This is a genomic window from Chitinophaga agri, assembly GCF_010093065.1.
GTDB lineage: Bacteria > Bacteroidota > Bacteroidia > Chitinophagales > Chitinophagaceae > Chitinophaga > Chitinophaga agri.
The window spans coordinates 5,097,154-5,114,232 of sequence record NZ_CP048113.1 but is presented as its reverse complement, the minus strand read 5'-3'; the positions used below and the strand labels follow the sequence as shown (position 1 = coordinate 5,114,232).

The 17,079-nt window shown below is 45.7% G+C and carries 13 protein-coding genes; 5 read left to right on the top strand and 8 right to left on the bottom strand.

The features are described from left to right. Nucleotides 1–40: 40 nt before the first annotated feature. The 4 genes from GWR21_RS20370 to GWR21_RS20355 form a co-directional block, all read right to left on the bottom strand. Nucleotides 41–2,431: an ABC transporter permease gene (locus tag GWR21_RS20370; RefSeq protein ID WP_162333527.1), complete on the bottom strand. Its 2,391-nt coding sequence runs from the start codon at nucleotides 2,429–2,431 to the stop codon at nucleotides 41–43. A 258-nt stretch (nucleotides 2,432–2,689) separates the two neighbouring features. Continuing rightward, nucleotides 2,690–3,379 carry an ABC transporter ATP-binding protein gene (locus tag GWR21_RS20365; protein WP_146303326.1) on the bottom strand — a complete coding sequence of 230 codons (690 nt, stop codon included), beginning with the start codon at nucleotides 3,377–3,379 and terminating at the stop codon, nucleotides 2,690–2,692. Between the two features lie 34 nt (nucleotides 3,380–3,413). Further along, nucleotides 3,414–5,813, bottom strand: a complete 2,400-nt coding sequence (locus GWR21_RS20360) for an ABC transporter permease (protein ID WP_162333526.1) — start codon at nucleotides 5,811–5,813, stop codon at nucleotides 3,414–3,416. A 93-nt stretch (nucleotides 5,814–5,906) separates the two neighbouring features. Continuing rightward, on the bottom strand, nucleotides 5,907–7,154 hold the full coding sequence (locus GWR21_RS20355; protein WP_162333525.1) for an efflux RND transporter periplasmic adaptor subunit: 1,248 nt from the start codon (nucleotides 7,152–7,154) through the stop codon (nucleotides 5,907–5,909). A 292-nt stretch (nucleotides 7,155–7,446) separates the two neighbouring features. Here GWR21_RS20355 and GWR21_RS20350 point away from each other — a divergent pair, with 292 nt between their 5' ends. From GWR21_RS20350 to GWR21_RS20330, 5 genes are all read left to right on the top strand, one after another. Next, nucleotides 7,447–8,799 (top strand): sigma-54-dependent transcriptional regulator, encoded by a 1,353-nt coding sequence (locus GWR21_RS20350; RefSeq protein ID WP_162333524.1) that lies wholly within the window; start codon nucleotides 7,447–7,449, stop codon nucleotides 8,797–8,799. Nucleotides 8,800–8,808: 9 nt separating this feature from the next. Further along, nucleotides 8,809–10,146 carry a sensor histidine kinase gene (locus tag GWR21_RS20345; protein WP_162333523.1) on the top strand — a complete coding sequence of 446 codons (1,338 nt, stop codon included), beginning with the start codon at nucleotides 8,809–8,811 and terminating at the stop codon, nucleotides 10,144–10,146. Between the two features lie 49 nt (nucleotides 10,147–10,195). Further along, nucleotides 10,196–10,894: a lysoplasmalogenase gene (locus GWR21_RS20340; RefSeq protein WP_162333522.1), complete on the top strand. Its 699-nt coding sequence runs from the start codon at nucleotides 10,196–10,198 to the stop codon at nucleotides 10,892–10,894. A 61-nt stretch (nucleotides 10,895–10,955) separates the two neighbouring features. After that, nucleotides 10,956–12,554, top strand: a complete 1,599-nt coding sequence (gene nadB, locus GWR21_RS20335; protein ID WP_162333521.1) for an L-aspartate oxidase — start codon at nucleotides 10,956–10,958, stop codon at nucleotides 12,552–12,554. An 11-nt stretch (nucleotides 12,555–12,565) separates the two neighbouring features. Next, a complete protein-coding gene (locus GWR21_RS20330; RefSeq protein WP_162333520.1) occupies nucleotides 12,566–13,435 on the top strand; it encodes a lysophospholipid acyltransferase family protein in 870 nt (289 codons plus the stop codon). Between the two features lie 37 nt (nucleotides 13,436–13,472). On the opposite strand, the gene GWR21_RS20325 is transcribed toward GWR21_RS20330, so the two are convergent. The 4 genes from GWR21_RS20325 to GWR21_RS20310 all read right to left on the bottom strand — a co-directional run bounded on the left by GWR21_RS20325 (nucleotide 13,473) and on the right by GWR21_RS20310 (nucleotide 16,786). Beyond that, the gene (locus GWR21_RS20325) at nucleotides 13,473–13,805 is read right to left on the bottom strand and encodes a BON domain-containing protein (RefSeq protein ID WP_162333519.1); all 333 of its coding nucleotides are present in this window, start codon (nucleotides 13,803–13,805) and stop codon (nucleotides 13,473–13,475) included. A gap of 73 nt (nucleotides 13,806–13,878) precedes the next feature. After that, complete coding sequence (locus GWR21_RS20320; protein WP_162333518.1) at nucleotides 13,879–14,688, bottom strand: SDR family oxidoreductase; 810 nt, start codon at nucleotides 14,686–14,688, stop codon at nucleotides 13,879–13,881. A 96-nt stretch (nucleotides 14,689–14,784) separates the two neighbouring features. Beyond that, nucleotides 14,785–16,188: an MBL fold metallo-hydrolase gene (locus tag GWR21_RS20315; protein ID WP_162333517.1), complete on the bottom strand. Its 1,404-nt coding sequence runs from the start codon at nucleotides 16,186–16,188 to the stop codon at nucleotides 14,785–14,787. 238 nt (nucleotides 16,189–16,426) lie between these two features. Then, on the bottom strand, nucleotides 16,427–16,786 hold the full coding sequence (locus GWR21_RS20310) for an ArsR/SmtB family transcription factor (protein WP_012788619.1): 360 nt from the start codon (nucleotides 16,784–16,786) through the stop codon (nucleotides 16,427–16,429). Nucleotides 16,787–17,079 lie beyond the last annotated feature (293 nt).

Sequence of the window (17,079 nt, the reverse complement as noted above, 5' to 3'; positions counted from 1 at the left end):
ACATTTCACTTGTCATATTTAAACGTAACTACTACAGAAACTATTCAGTCCTTAATGATTTTACAGGGCTGGCCAGTGCCGTCTTTACTGTCTGTATGTAAACTGTCACCAGTGCTAATACAACGGCCACACTACCTGCTAATACAAACACCCACCATTGTATATCTATGCGGTATGCGAAGTCCTTCAGCCATTGGTACATCAGGTACCAGGCAAGCGGCGTGGCTACCAATAAGGCAATTACGACCAGTTTCAGAAAGTCGCTGGACAACAGGAACAGAATACTGCCTACAGAAGCACCTAATACTTTTCTGATACCGATCTCCTTGGTACGCTGGATAACGATATAGGAAATCAGTCCCAGTAGACCTAAAGTAGCCAGGAAAATAGCCAGCACGGTAAATGTCAGTACCAGGCGGCCAAAACGGTAATCAGCTTTATACTGCCTGTCAAATGACTCATCTACGAAGAAATAATTAAATCTTCCATCCGGCGCATATCTGTTGTAAACAGCCTCTACATCTTTCAGTATTGTTTTTAGTTTGGAGGGGCTAATGGTAATTGTCATTGGCATATACCCCCAGGGCTCAATACGCAGGCTCAATGGTGCCACCTCGTCCCGGAGTGAATGGTAATTGAAGTTTTTGATCACACCGATCACCTTTCCCTCCCGTCCCCACTGAGAAAACTTCTTTCCTATTATGTCTTCAGGTTTGCTGTAACCCAGAGAAGATACCGTCGCCTCATTCACGATCATCGCCTGTGTACTGTCAGTGCCCATTTGTTCAGAGAAGCCACGTCCTGCCAGTACCTTCACATCATATACCTTCAGGAAGTCATAGTCTACAAAATAGAGATTGATATTACTTGCCTGCATATCACCACTCTTCAGCTCCATATTGGTATAGGCAGAATTGTGGGACATTCCTGGTATAGCAGAAGAAAAGGAACAAGACGTCACACCAGTGATAGCAGCGACCTCCCGTTTTATCTGCGGCCATTTTTCCTTGATCGCATCTATGCTGCTAAACTCTACTACCAGTTGCTGATCTTTCTTAAATCCAAGATCCCGGGACTGCATGTAATGTAACTGATAGTGGATAATGATCACACCTGCGATCAATATAATAGTGATCACAAACTGGAATACGACCAGTCCTCTTCTCAGGAATAATCCCTTATTACTATTGCTGAAAGCACCTTTCAACACCACTACCGGCTTATAGGACGACAGCACCAGCGCAGGATAAATACCAGCCAGCAAACCAACACAGATAGCTATCAGCAGGAATATACCTACGGTGCCAGTCAGGAATATATTGCTGGCAATTTCTTTCCCGGTCAATATATTAAAGCCGGGTAACAGCAACTGACACAGCACCACTGACAACACAAATGCAAACAGGCTTAACACCAATGTTTCACACAGGAACTGGAATGTCAGCTGAGATTCAAACGCGCCTACTGCTTTACGCACGCCTACTTCCCGTGCCCTTTCGGTGGCTCTTGCCGTGGCCAGATTAACGAAATTGATCACCGCAATGAGCATAATAAAGAGCGCAACAAAAGAGAAGATGTATACATTGGTGATGCTACCCTGTGATACCCTGTTATCCCTTCTGTTGGAATGGAGGTATACGTCTTTTAAATGCTCCAGGTGCAAGGTGTAATACATATTCTGCTTCTTCATCATCTCACCCACATGTTTCTCCATAAACGCGGGAAACTTACTTTCAAGCTTTAAGGGATCAACGCCCTTTTCTAAGAGGAGATATGTATTTACACCGAATCCTCCCCAGTTATCGAAGTTATCTCCCAGGGCTTTATAAGTGGCCATGGAAAACACCATATTAAAAGGAAGCTGAGAATTTTCAGGTACATCCTTCATCACACCAGTCACCTTGACAGTGTACTGACTGCCTCCGATCTGAATGGATTTACCGATGACATTGGTCGTACCGAAGTATTTCATGGCAGCACTTTCCGTCAGCACGACGTTGAAAGGTTCGGACAACGCAGTTCTGCTATTCCCACTTATCAATGGGAAAGAAAATACTTTAAACAGGTTAGAATCAGCTACCGCAATTTCATCTTCCTGGTACTTGTTCTCGCCTACAAGAACCAGCATATTGGTTAAATTAATCCGGACAGCTTCCTTTACTTCCGGAAAATCCTGTTTCAGATTAGGCGCCATTGGCATTGAAGTAATACCCGCGGGGATCACTTCAGTAGGCGTTTTCACATCAGTAACAAGCCTGTAGATATGATCTTTATGCTCATGAAAACTATCATAACTCAACTCAAACTTCACGTACATAAAGATCAGGAAGCAACAGGTCATACCTATTGTTAGCCCCAGTATATTGATGAAGGAATAGAATTTCTGTTTGGTGATATTCCTCCAGGCTATTTTCAGATAGTTCTTTAACATATCCGTGTTTTTATTTGGTGAACTATTCAGTTCTTAATGAGCGTACGGGGTTTCTTAATGCGGCCTTCACCGCCTGAAAGCTGAGAGTACACAACGCTACAATAATAGGCAGTCCACCGGCGGCAAGAAATACCCACCAGCTGATGGTTATCCTGTAGGCATCAACGCCGGAGATTAGGCCAGGCTACACGCAGACAGTTATTAAGCATATGAGTCAGTTTAAAAGGTCATTGGTCAGGGGGGGATATCAGGCAGCTACTATACGTGGAACTGCTCTTTAATATTTTCAGTTACGACACGGCCGTCAAACAGGTTGATCACACGATGAGCAAAACCAGCATCATACGGGCTGTGGGTCACCATGATCATGGTAGTACCTGCTTCATTCAGTTCCTGCAGGAGTTTCATTACTTCTTCTCCGTTAGTAGAATCCAGGTTACCGGTAGGCTCATCCGCCAGGATCATCTTCGGGTTAGCCACTACAGCACGGGCAATCGCCACACGCTGCTGCTGACCACCGGATAACTGTTGCGGGAAGTGGTTACGGCGATGCATTATATTCATACGCTCGAGTACCTTCTCTACCTTTTCCTTTCTTTCGCTGGCAGGTACTTTCAGGTATAACAATGGCAGTTCCACGTTTTCAAATACAGTCAGTTCATCGATCAGGTTGAAGCTCTGGAACACAAATCCGATAGAACCTTTCCTGAGTTGTGCACGCTGGCGTTCGCTCATACGGGCTACTTCGTGATCCCAGAAATGGTATTCACCACCACTTGGATTGTCCAGCAGTCCCAGGATGTTGAGCAGGGTGGATTTACCACAACCTGATGGGCCCATGATAGCAACAAACTCACCATCCTTCACTTCCATATTAATTCCATTCAGCGCGGAGGTTTCTATTTCTTCCGTAGTAAAAATCTTTTGCAGATTGACTGTACGTATCATGACTTCGGTTTATTAAATTTTGAATGATAGTTTATTATTCATTCCTCAGCAAGCCGGTAGGGCTGGCATTTGCTGTACGGAAACTTTGTAACGCGATCAGTAAATAGGTTAAGCTGAAGGTGATGAGCGCTGCGACGATAAAAGGTCCCACACTCATACTTGTACGATAGGCATATTCATCGAGCCACTTATTGGCAATAAAATAGGCAGCCGGCCAGGCTATCAGATTAGCGATGATGATCACGACGGTATATTCTTTCAGGAACAGGAAGATGATATTGCGGGTATCTGCACCCAGTACCTTTCTCACACCTACCTCTTTTGCCCTGCGTGTAAGGCTGAAAGCGACTACACCGACAGCCCCCAGTAATATGATCACAAAGTTCAGCGCAGTTGCTACATCCGCAGCTTTGCTCAGGCGGGTTTCACTGAAATACATTGCCTGGAACTTCTCATCCATAAAGAAATAGTCAAATGGAGAATCAGGATAACGGGCTTTCCAGATAGCTTCGATACCGGCGATATGCTTTTTAATATCAGTCGTTTTTAATTTAACGCTCAGATAGCGGTACATCGGACCAGTCTCCTGGCTTAAGATCACCATCGGGGCGATCTTCTGTCCTATATGTGTAAAGTGAAAATCTTTCACGACACCTCTTACTGTCAGTTTGGTATCACTATCAGCAAGGCGTATTTCTTCTCCGACGCCCTGTTTCAGGTGTAACGCTTTAACAGCGGTCTCATTAAGTACAACATCTAACGGATTATCCTGATCGGTGAAAAAACGTCCTGCCTGTAGCTGTAATCCGTAGGCAGCTGCATAATTACCATCGGTCACCAGTCTCTCGACATTGACGAAAGCGTCATTAGCAGCACCTTCAGGCAACACGGGTATACTACCCCCATTCATGCCATCGGGGACTTCGAATGATACCGTAGCACTGCTTACACCTGCCTGTTGCATCATCTGATCTCTTACCAGTTCCACTCTTTTCAGTCCTGCACTATCCCATTGACGCGGTACGGAAGAGATCACCAGGAGTTGTTCCTTGTTATATCCCAGCTGCCTTTTAAAGAAATAATTGATCTGCCTGGAAATGAACAGGGTACACACAAACACCAGAATAGCCAGGGAAAACTGTAGTACGAGAGACGCCTTTCTGAAAAGCAGCTCGCCTTTACCTACAGCGATCTTCCCTTTCAGTACTTTCAGCAGATTGCTGGCTGTCAGGACAAAAGCGGGATAAGCACCGGCTACTAATCCGACTCCTGCGACCAGCAGCAAATAAAACAATACCATCCATCCGGAAAAAGACCATACATGGGGTAACGTTTTGTTGAGTATCTGTCCGAATACCGGACGGAGTAATTCATAAAGCGCAATGGAAAGAAAGGCCGCTATGCCGGTGAGTACGATCGACTCAGCGAGGAATTGTGTGATCAGCTGCTTACGTTTGCCACCAAACACTTTACGCAAACCGATCTCTTTCAGTCGGTACATGGAAGTACCCACACTGATATTCACATAATTGATCACCGCCATCAGCAGTACAAAGCCCGCTATGATAGCTAGAATATAGATCATTTTCCTTACGAGTCCATTGTTGGTATCGAGATGGAACGTATCCAATCCGACCAGCTGAATGGTCATATTGTCTTTCAGCTGCTGGTTGCAGTTCATAGCCACCAGTTTACGGATAGGTCCATCCAGCTGCGCGGGAGTTACCCCTGGTTGCAGCTGCAGATAGGAGGCCATACACACGTTATTCCAGTCCTTATCGGCATCAGGGGCAGCAAAGTAGTCTACACTCTGCATAGGCAGAAAGATCTCATTCTTAAAACCGTTGATAGTAGTGACACTATTCATCCGGCTTTCTTTCTTCAGGACCCCGGTAACAGTGTAGTCCTTTTTGCCGTCCTTCCTTGTATCTATTGTTAGCACTTCATCCAGTGCGTTGGCTTTACCAAAGAATTTCATTGCCGTTTCCTCTGTGATAACAATAGAATTGTTATCGCGGAAGGCGTGATTAGGATCACCATACAACATCGTCAGGCCGAAGGCAGACACAACGGTAGTATCGCCTGGCTGCATACCTACCCTGAAATGTTTATCCTGGTAGGAAGCATTGGCTGAACAGGGAAAAGTACGGTAATAGTTGGCCACCAGGGAGGGGTACTGGTCGTGCAGTCCTTTGGCCAGCGCGCCTGGCGTGATCAGTGGCATATACATATTATCAGCCTTCCATGCGGACTGCATATAGTACTGCCGGGGAAGATTTTTGATGTCTCCATTGACCAGTTTCTCCTCGCCTATGTAAACCCCGATAAGCAAAGAGAACGTGATACCAATGGCCAGTCCTGCGATGTTGATAAACGAAAACAATTTACGTTTGGCAAGGTGCCTTAAGGCAATTGTGATGTACATGCTGATCATCTGCATATAAATTTTCAGGTGAGGCGTTCAGGATACCACCTCTGCATCTGGGCAGAGGCAGGCACCGGAACTAAAACAACTGTAACTGCTATATTAAAATACTAAAACCTCTTTGTCTCCAAAATTCTCGTAGGAAGAGGTGATCACCTGCTCACCTTCCTGCAAGCCTTCCAGCACTTCAAAATACTGAGGGTTTTTCTGTCCCAGGGATATGCTGCGTTTCACAGCCCTGTTTCCACCCTTATCCACTACATATACCCAGTTACCACCGGTATCAGAGAAGAAACCACCTACCGGAAGCAGTAGTGCAGAGGAGGACTTACCCAGTTCCAGACGGATAGGAGAAGATTGTCCGCGGCGTATACCTTCTGGGGTTTCTTTTTCAAACTTCATATCCACATTAAAGCGTCCGTTTTTCACTTCCGGATATACCTTGATAATGGACAATGCATAGCTTTTATTATTAAACTCAAAAGAGGCCTTCAAGCCGGGGAACACACGGGAAATATAGTGTTCATCTACTTCAGCGCGCATCTTAAAACCGTCGAGGTCATCGATCTGGCCAATGTTCTGTCCGGAAGTGATGCTGCTACCGATTTCCGCGTCAACAGAAGACAACTGTCCATCGATAGGTGCTTTCAGCACCAGATTGCTCAGGTTATCCTTCATCATCTGAAGGTTACGCTGGGTACGCAGAATGGTAGATTCAAGACGGTCTATCTGTATTTTGGCGTTCTCTTCCTGGAACTGCTGGCTTTCTATTTCTATCTGCCGTTGTTTTACAAGACGCTCATAATCAATCTTATTCTTATTGAATTCCTGTCTGGAAACGATCTTTTCATCTACCAGCTGTTTGGTACGGTCATACAGGTCTTTGGCCTGTTCGATCTGATAATCGAGGTTAGCGACCGTCTGCTTCATGGTAAAACGGTTTTGTTTCAGTGATTGCCTGGTATTCTGCAGTTCATTGATCAGGCGGTAGATCTCTGTTTCATGGTTTACAAAGTCCATCATCAGGTTCTGGTTTTCTAGGCGCAGGATACTGTCGCCTTTCTTGACCATGCTACCACCTTCCAGGTACTTCTGGCTAACATATCCACCGACGATGGCATCGAGGCGGATGGTCTTGAGCGGTAATACCACTGCTGTAACAGCAATATATTGATCAAAGGTGCCTTTGCTTACGGTGGATATTGTGATCTTGTCTTTCTCTACATTCAACTTAGAGCGGTGATCAGCAAATATCAGATTGTACAGAAGTAACATCGCTACTACAGCTCCCCCGCTGATCAGGGCGATCCTCTTTTTAGACCAGTACTTCTTTTCTATTTTTCTGTCCATAGGTTTTACTTACTTTCCTGACCAGGTAAGGCAACGGGCATGCCAAAGCCCGAAATACAGTACAGCAGGGCATTACAGCGGCACACCCCCTCTTATAATCGTCCTGAAGCGCACACCAGACGTCCATTTCCGGACAATTCGGGCGCTAAGTTCCGGGCAGTCTGTAAAAACCGAAATCTTTTTATAATATTGCCAGTGGCCGCATCCGCCACGGGCAGCCATTCCACAAGCCCTGTCGGGAACACTGTTTGCGGATTCATTACAGCAATAACTTAGATAAGACGTTACTTTTATGACCACACCGTTGCCCGGTAAAATTCTTATTGTAGATGATGACATGGACGTGCTGCGTGCTGCACGTTTATTGTTAAAGCGCCACTTTGAACAGGTGGATTTCGAACGTAATCCGCAAAAGATACCCTACCTCGTTACCAATTTCGAATATGATGTTATTCTCCTGGACATGAACTTCACCCGCGACCTCAGTAGCGGGAAAGAGGGGTTTGAATGGCTGGACCGCATCCTGGACATCAGGCCGGAAGTAGCCGTTGTACTGTTCACCGCCTATGGAGATGTGGAAATGGCAGTAAGGGCTATAAAAGCCGGCGCAGTCGACTTTGTGCTCAAGCCCTGGGAAAATGACAAATTGCTGGCTACCATGCAGGCAGCCTACAATAAGAAGCATGGTAATAAGGAAAAGGGACCGGTTGCAGTGGCCACTCCACAATCGGACATTCAGATCATCGGTAGCAGTCCTGCTATGCAGGAGGTACTCGATACCGCTGCCAGGGTGGCTAGTACCGACGCCAACGTCCTGATCCTGGGAGAAAACGGTACCGGAAAGGACCTTCTTGCCAGACATATACATGCCCTGTCACTCCGTAATAAACAATCATTTGTAAGTGTAGACCTTGGAGCGATCAGTGAAACGCTGTTTGAAAGTGAGCTTTTCGGACATGTGAAAGGCGCCTTTACCGACGCCCGGGAAGACCGTACCGGCCGCTTCGAAGAAGCCAACGGTGGAACGATCTTTCTGGATGAACTGGGAAACATCTCCCTGCCGTTACAGGCCAAACTGCTGACTGTACTCCAGAACAGGGCTGTGACCAGGGTAGGCAGTAATAAATCCATATCGGTGGATGTCAGGCTTATTACGGCCACCAACCGGAATATACAGCGTATGGCTGCCGAATATCAGTTCCGGCAGGACTTACTCTATCGTATCAACACCATAGAGATCCAGCTCCCTCCTTTACGGGAACGTTTGGAAGATATCGTACCACTGGCAGAATATTTCCTTCAGAAATATTCGACAAAATATAAACGCACCGTTACGTCCATCCATGAAACACTGGCACAGCAATTAAGACAGTATGAATGGCCGGGTAATATCCGGGAACTGCAACATGCCATGGAAAGAGCGGTCATTCTGTGCCAGGGTAAGATCCTGATGCCTAAGGACGTGTTTGTGAAGAACCCTGTACAGGACCAGACCCTCAATACCGGTTATAACCTGGAGGAAATGGAACGCAACATCATTACGCAGGCCATGAAAAAATGTAATGGCAATATTACGGAAGCTGCAAAGGAACTGGGATTAAGCAGAGCCGCCCTGTACAGAAGACTGGAAAAATATAACATCTAGTAGCTTACAATGAACAAGTTCAGTGTCAATATATTACTGCGTATCATCCTGCTTACCGTCAGCACAATTGCCAGTGTGTGGGTATGGTCTGTGCTGGGCGCCTTCCCTGGCATTGCCATGGCCATCCTTATATGTATGCAGATATATGGCATGTACTACTATATTAACCGGGTAAACAGGAAACTCACCCTGTTCCTGGAGTCTATCCGGTATGAAGACTTTTCGATCAGGTTCAGTGCTGATAATAAACTGGGTAAGAGTTTCCAGGCACTGAACCACCAGTTCAATGAAGTACTGGAAGCTTTCCGGCAAACCAGGGCTGAAAAAGAGGCGAACCTGAAATATATTGATACGATCGTTCAGCATATCAGCATCGGCGTACTGTCATTTGATACGGAAGGGCGTATTGAACTCATTAACCCTGCCGCCTTCCGGTTACTGGGCATTTACCGGCTGAGGAATATTTCTGAGCTGAAAAACACCCACCCGGGGTTAGCAGAATATCTGCTGGAGATACGTTCCGGCAGCAAATTACTATACCGCACACGACAGGAACAGCAATTATCGATTCATGCCGCCAGTGTAAGGCTGCAGGGCCGGTTGATCAAGCTGATCTCGCTGCAGAACATTCATGCCGAGCTGCAACAAAAAGAACTGGAAGCATGGCAGAATCTGACCAAGATACTCCGTCATGAGATCATGAACTCCGTCACGCCTATTGTATCGCTGATAGGCACCATGCAGGATATCGTAGAGCAGGACATTTCTCCGGAGGCGGCCCAGAAAGAGGCCATTGCCGATTTACAGGAAGCCCTGGAAACCATTAAGAGCCGGAGCAAGGGTATTATGAACTTTGTCAACGCTTACAGGGATTATACGACATTGCCTAAACCACAGTTCACCCATGTTAATGTGAAAGAACTGATCACTGGAGTAAGCAGTTTGCTGCAGCCGGAGTTAAAGCAGGCAGGTATTTATTACCACTACGAGATTGAGTCTTCAGGAACGGAGATCCATGCGGATGTAGCCCAGCTGCAGATGGTGATGATCAATCTGATCAAAAACGCCATGGATGCACTGGAACAGACGCCCACACCTTCCATAGAGGTAAAGGCGACCATGAATAGCCCTAATCAGCTGCATATTGAGATCATTGATAATGGTCCGGGTATTGATGCAGAAGCAATGAATAAGATCTTTATACCTTTCTATACTACCAAGAAAAAAGGCAGTGGTATTGGTTTGAGCCTTTCACAGCAGATCATACAATCGCATGGCGGGCAACTGAAAGTGAGTCGTTCCGGCAACAATGGCACCACCTTTTCAGTATTACTTCCTGTAAGCTGAAACCATTTAGGTAAAGAAATCGTATTTTAAGGCATTATTCCTCTTTATTATGCAAGGAAGAAGTGTCTTTAACATCTTATATGCCGTCACGTTATTTGTTCACCTGCTAGCCATCGTGTTCCATCTGGAAGTACTGTCTTACGCATCCAAGTTCCTGCTGTCATTTATACTGGTTATACAGTTTATTCTGGGAACAGAGGGTGTGCCTTCGGTTTTCCGGGTTCCTATGGTGGCCGCACTTTTCCTGACAGGATTTGGTGATATTTTCCTGCTTTTCTCTGATCAGTATCCCCTCTTTTTCACTTTTGCACTGGCCACATTCGGCGTGTCATTACTTGCGTACATTGCCTTTTTCCTGAAGATCAGGTATTCTAACTACCCACTCCCCCGTTGTCAGTGGGCATTTATCATTGGAATGCAGGCAGCTATTATTGCTTTTATGTTCTTCATAATGCCTTATCTGGGATCCATGACAATACCAGTACTGGGGTTTGCGATCATTGCCTCCGTAATGCTGCAGGCGGTGAAACATGCGTTCAGGCTAAAAGAACAACCGTCAGGATGGTATGCCCTGGCAGGGGCTGGGCTATATATCATATCCTGTGCGCTTATCGCGATCCATCACTTCTATCACCCCATGGAGACAGGTCCTTTCTTTATCGTATTGACCTATGGACTGGCGCAATGGGGACTGGTACTGGGCGGGCTACTCTACCTGCGCATGCGCAGGGGTTATGCTACGCAATAAATCGGTACACATAAACCGCACATAAACCGTACATTTGGTCCTTGCTTGATGAGAACAGCTTATGAAACAAACAGATTTCTTAGTAATTGGTTCCGGTATAGCAGGATTGACCTATGCCCTCAAGGTTGCGGCCGCATGTCCTGACAAGAAAATTACCATCATCACCAAATCGCGTGAAGACGAGACCAATACAAAATATGCACAGGGTGGAGTAGCCGTAGTGAACGACCTCGAGAATGACAGCTTTGAAAAGCATATCGAAGACACACTGATTGCCGGCGACGGCCTGTGTAACGAGGCAATTGTGGAAATCGTTGTAAAAGAAGGTCCGGAACGTGTCAATGAGATCATTGAATGGGGCGCCAACTTTGATAAAAATTCTTCAGGCGACTTTTCACTGGGTAAAGAAGGCGGTCATTCCGAATTTCGCGTGATCCACTATAAGGATGTCACTGGTAAGGAAATTGAACGCGCCCTGCTGGATGCGGTACACAAACAGCCCAATATCGAACTGGTCACACATTGTTTCGTAGTTGACCTTATCACCCAGCACCACCTCGGCTATCTCATTACAAAATCTACTCCTGACATAGAATGTTATGGTGTATATGTGCTGAACCTGCTGACCAATAAGATCGAAAAGGTATTAAGCAGTATCACTGTGCTGGCTACCGGCGGTAACGGACAGGTGTACCGTAGTACTACCAATCCGACCATTGCTACCGGTGACGGTGTAGCCATGGTATACCGTGCAAAAGGCAGGATCGAGAATATGGAATTTATCCAGTTCCATCCTACCGCCCTGTATCAGCCAGGCGTCAATAATGCCTTCCTGATCACGGAAGCAGTACGTGGCGATGGCGGTATCTTACGCAACATACATGGAGAGGATTTCATGCATAAGTATGATCCACGTCTGTCTCTGGCACCACGTGATATTGTGGCAAGAGCGATTGACAGTGAGATGAAAATAACCGGTACCGAGTACGTATACCTGGATTGCCGGCATATGGACATGCAGAAGTTCATACACCACTTTCCAAACATTTATGATAAATGCCTGGAATCGGGTATAGATGTACAGAGAGACATGATACCGGTAGCGCCAGCTGCACACTATAGCTGTGGCGGTATTAAAGTGAACGAATACGGCCGTACGTCCATCAATAACCTGTATGCCTGCGGAGAATGTTCCAGCACAGGTTTACATGGGGCCAACAGACTTGCATCCAATTCATTACTGGAGGCAATGGTATTTGCACATCGTTGTTATTTAGACAGTATTGAGAAAATAAATACCATCTCATTTGAAGCGAAGGTACCTGACTGGAATGCCGGCGGCACCACTGCTCCCAAAGAAATGATCCTCATCACCCAGAGCCTGAAAGAGCTGAAGCAGATCATGAGTGACTATCTTGGTATCGTGCGTACAAATGAACGTATGCAGCGCGCGAGCCGCAGGCTTGACATTCTGCATGAAGAGACGGAGCAGTTGTACGAGAGAACAGAAGTATCTCCTCAGCTATGTGAATTAAGAAACCTGATCACTGTTGGCTATCTCATTGTAAAGGGAGCTTCATTCCGTAAAGAAAGCCGCGGTTTACATTTTAATACAGACTATCCTCAGAAGAGCGCCCTTGTACAGAATATTGTGTTATAGAAATTGATGACATGTATTATTTGTTACTGGCATTTATGTACGGCATTTCAATATTGCCGCTATGGTTATTATATCGCATAAGTGATGTTTTATACCTGATCATTTATTACGTTGTTGGTTATCGCAGATCGGTTGTATTTGAGAACCTGAAGCAGGCATTTCCTGAAAAGAACAAGCAGGAGATCACACAGCTTGCAAAGAAGTATTATCTCAATCTGACAGATATGATGGTGGAAACAGTCAAACTGCTGACCATCAGCCCAAAGGAATTACAACGCCGCTTTATATGCGATCTGCGTGTACTGCACGACCTGTATAACAGGGGGAAGAGCTGCCAGATGCACCTCGGACATAACTTCAACTGGGAATGGGCTAATCTGTTCTGTATGCAGGGCGTGAATTATCCTTTCCTGGTAGTATATATGCCATTGACCAGTAAGGTCGGCGACAGGGTATTCAGGCATTTCCGTGAGAAGTTCGGTAGTACATTATTACCTGCCAATGATATCAAGAACAGCATGTTGCCCTGGATGGACAAACAATACCTGATCGCATTGGTAGCCGATCAGAATCCCGGTAATCCAAGGCGAAGTTACTGGGTGCCCTTCCTGAATAAAATGACCGCGTTTTATAAGGGTCCGGAAATGACGGCACGTAGAAATAATATTCCTGTTGTATTTGTGGATATCCGTAAAACCAGGCGCGGTTATTACCACGCCACCTTAAAACTTGCTTTCGAAGAACCAGCAGCAGTACCAGAGGGAACAATTACAGAAGCGTTTGTGAGATTTCTGGAAGGGAATATCAGGGAACAACCTGAGGTATGGGTGTGGAGCCACAGAAGGTGGAAACATGAGTACAGAGAGGAACAAAAAGGCTGAATTGGCTAGTATTAACTCACCAATTCAGCCGGGTCAGTTACTTTTTAACAGTGGTATCTGCACTCATAGCAGTATCAGCTGTTGCTGGAGGAGGAGGCGGCGGAACTGCTGCCTGCACCATAATATTGTTAGTCACAGATTTTACGCCGCTAACGCCTTTAACGGCATCTTCAGCGGCCATCTTTGCAGCATCATCAGCTACTTCACCATTAAGGGTTACTGCACCTTCTTTCACCTCAGCAGTTACGCCGGGGCTAGCGGTGAGTTTCTCGTTAACAGATTGCTGAACGCTGGAATCACTTGGCGAACAGGAGAATAAACATACGGCCAGGAACATCATTCCCGCCATGAGGAAAGCTTTACATTTCATGGTTAAAAGTTTAACTAAGTAAAACAAATAACATGCTAAACCATTATATTGTTTTGCCACAAACAACTGTTAATCAACCATTATCTGCAAACCCCGGGTAAAGGGTCATTCCACCATCCACAAAAAGTGTCGTTCCGGTCACATAATCACTCTCGTCGCTGGCCAGCCACACGGCTGCTTTAGCTACGTCTTCGGGTATTCCTACTCTGCCATATGGAATGAGTTCCAGGAGTTTCTTTTCATCTTCCGGCGTATCCCATGCATCTTCATTGATACGGGTTTTAATGGCTCCGGGAGCCAGGCTGTTCACCCTTATACGTTGCGGAGCCAGTTCCTGTGCCATGGACTCCATTAACAGCTTCACCCCGCCTTTACTGGCAGCATAGTTCACATGACCAGCCCAGGGGATTACTTCGTGTACACTACTCATGCAGATGATCTTACCCGCGGCTTTTGACCGGCCTTCTACCACCCCTCTGCGTTTAAACTCACGGGCAGCTTCGCGGGCACAGAGGAACTGTCCGGTAAGATTGGTATCGATCACCTTGTTCCATTGCTCCAGTGTCATATCAAGAAAAGAGGCATCCTGCTGGATACCGGCATTTGCTACGACTATGTCTATCGTACCAAAGCGGGAAAATATTTCCGCATACATGGCTTTCACCTCGTCTTCCTTACTGATATCACACTGCTGAATGAAACCGTCACTACCTGCCGCCTTAATCTTTGCCAGTACTTCTTCTGCGTCTTTCAGGCTTTTGTCGCTGTGATGATTTACTACCACCGTAGCACCCGCCTCACCGAAGGCCACTGCTATTGCCGCGCCAATACCGCTGCTACTACCGGTAACGAGCGCAATCTGTCCGTTTAAGAGTTTTCCCATTGCAAGGTTTTCGGGAAAAGGGTCAAAAAGTATACCTGCGAAAATAAAAAGGCTCCACAGCGGTACTGCGGAGCCTTCATTATCAATATTTTGATATTAATTCAGCACATTTTTTTCCTGCACCACCTTCAGTCCTTCCTGTGTTTTCATTGCATTGAACCCACCATCCACGTTGCGGATATTGTGAATACCTTCTCTCTTCATCATAGAGCAGGCAATGATACTACGGTACCCACCCTGGCAGTGTACATACAGGTTATGATTATCATCAAAATCAGCCAGATTTCCAGGATCTGTCATGTCGCTGAGGCTTAGGTTTATTGCTCCTTCGATATGACCATCTGCGTACTCCGCGGGCTTGCGAACGTCTACGATCACCAGGTTCTCGTCATGAGGCAGGTCCATCGCCAGCTCATCCGGCTCTACGGTGATGATGAGGTCACGCTGTTCGCCAGCTGCGATCCAGGCTTCATAACCACCTTCCAGGTAACCAGCTACGTGGTCAAATCCTACACGTGCCAGACGTACGATGGTTTCTTCTTCCTTACCAGGGCTTGTTACCAGGATGATCTCTTCACCAAACGGCAGCAGGCTTCCTGCCCACTCTGCAAAACGGCCCTCCAGACCAATGCTGAGGGAACCAGGTACAAAACCTTCCGCAAATTCAGCTGCAGGACGCGTATCCAGGATCAATACTTCGTCTTTCAGTTTCTCTTTCACTTTGGCTACGGACAGCGGACGATTACTTTTCTCCATTACTGCCTGTAATGCATCATATCCTTCTTTGTTGATACGGGCGTTGATCGGAAAGTAAGATGGAGGAGTGCTCAGGCCAGATGTTACTTCTTTGATGAAGGCATCTTTATCTTCAGCTTTCAGTGCATAGTTAGCGCTTTTCTCATCTCCCAATGTGCTGTAGGTATGAGGGCCCAGGTTCTTACCACAGGATGAACCAGGACCATGTGCAGGGTATACGGTCACGTTATCCGGCAATACCTTGATCTTATTGTTCAATGAATCATACAGGTAACCGGCCAGTTCTTCTTTGGTAAGGTTACCACTGAAGAGGTCAGGACGTCCTACGTCACCAACGAACAGTGTGTCGCCGGTGAACAGGCTGTCAGGGTTTCCTGCTTCATCATATAAAAGGTAACAGGTTGATTCCAGTGTATGTCCCGGTGTATGCAGTACTTCAAGTGTCAGTTTACCGATGGTAAATTTCTCTTTGTCTTTAGCCAGATATATCGGGAAATTGGTCACTGCTTCAGGACCGTATACAATTGGTGCCTTTGTTGCTGCAGCCAGGTCGAGGTGACCGGATACGAAGTCGGCATGAAAGTGCGTTTCGAAAATGTACTTAATGGTAGCGTTACGCTCTTTAGCTAAATCAAGGTAAGCGTCAATATCCCTTAGCGGGTCAATCACAACAGCTTCTCCTTCTGACTCAATAAAGTAGGCGGCTTCTGATAAGCAATTGGTATAAAGTTGCTTGACGAACATGGTTTTTGATTTCTGATTTATCTGCAAAAATACGGATTTAAATCCGTGCAGGATGATCAGGCATAAAACAGTCCGCCCGTTATCTTCATAACCGGAATAATACCTTTAATTAAATCGTACGAAACGAAAATGAGATCACTACAAAAAATCAGAGCCTAACTAAAAGTCCTTTTATATACTCTTAGTTAGGCCCGGATTAATGTAAGTAATGCTGTATGACCAGTATTCCAAAACCAGATTAGCCTACCAGCTCTTCCACGAATTTGGCAACTTCTGCTATACGCTGTTTGTTGATCGTATAGTGAATGAACTTACCATCTCTTTCTGTAATCACAATGCCGGCACGGCGCAGAATAGCCAGATGCTGTGAAGCTACTGACTGCTCCAGACGCAGCTTAACGTAGATTTCAGTTACTGTCATTTTTTTGTGATCTTCCAGCAGCTTAATCATCTGCTGGCGGAGCTTATGGTTTATCGCACGTAAAACCATAGCTGCCTTCTTAACGGCAATGTAATCCAATTTAATTTGGTCTTTTTCATTGGTACCTCTAGAAATAATAAGAGTATTAGAAGAGGTCGTTAATAATGTTTTTTCCATCGCATAATAGTTTTAAAAAATGATGAAATGAAAGGGATCAACGGACAGTAAACCCATAACTTGTTAGACAACAATAACCGGGTATCGATTTATACAAAAATATAATATTAGTCGTAATAAAAAAAACTTCTATACCTTATTTTTTAATATATGCACACTGATTACTTGCCAAATAAACGTAATTTGACAGTTTCATGACACAAATTGACGCAAGTGTAGGAATTACGCTTCTTAATAAGACATAAAAAGCCTGTTATCATATCGATGGATGGATTTTCAACCTGTGAAAATGA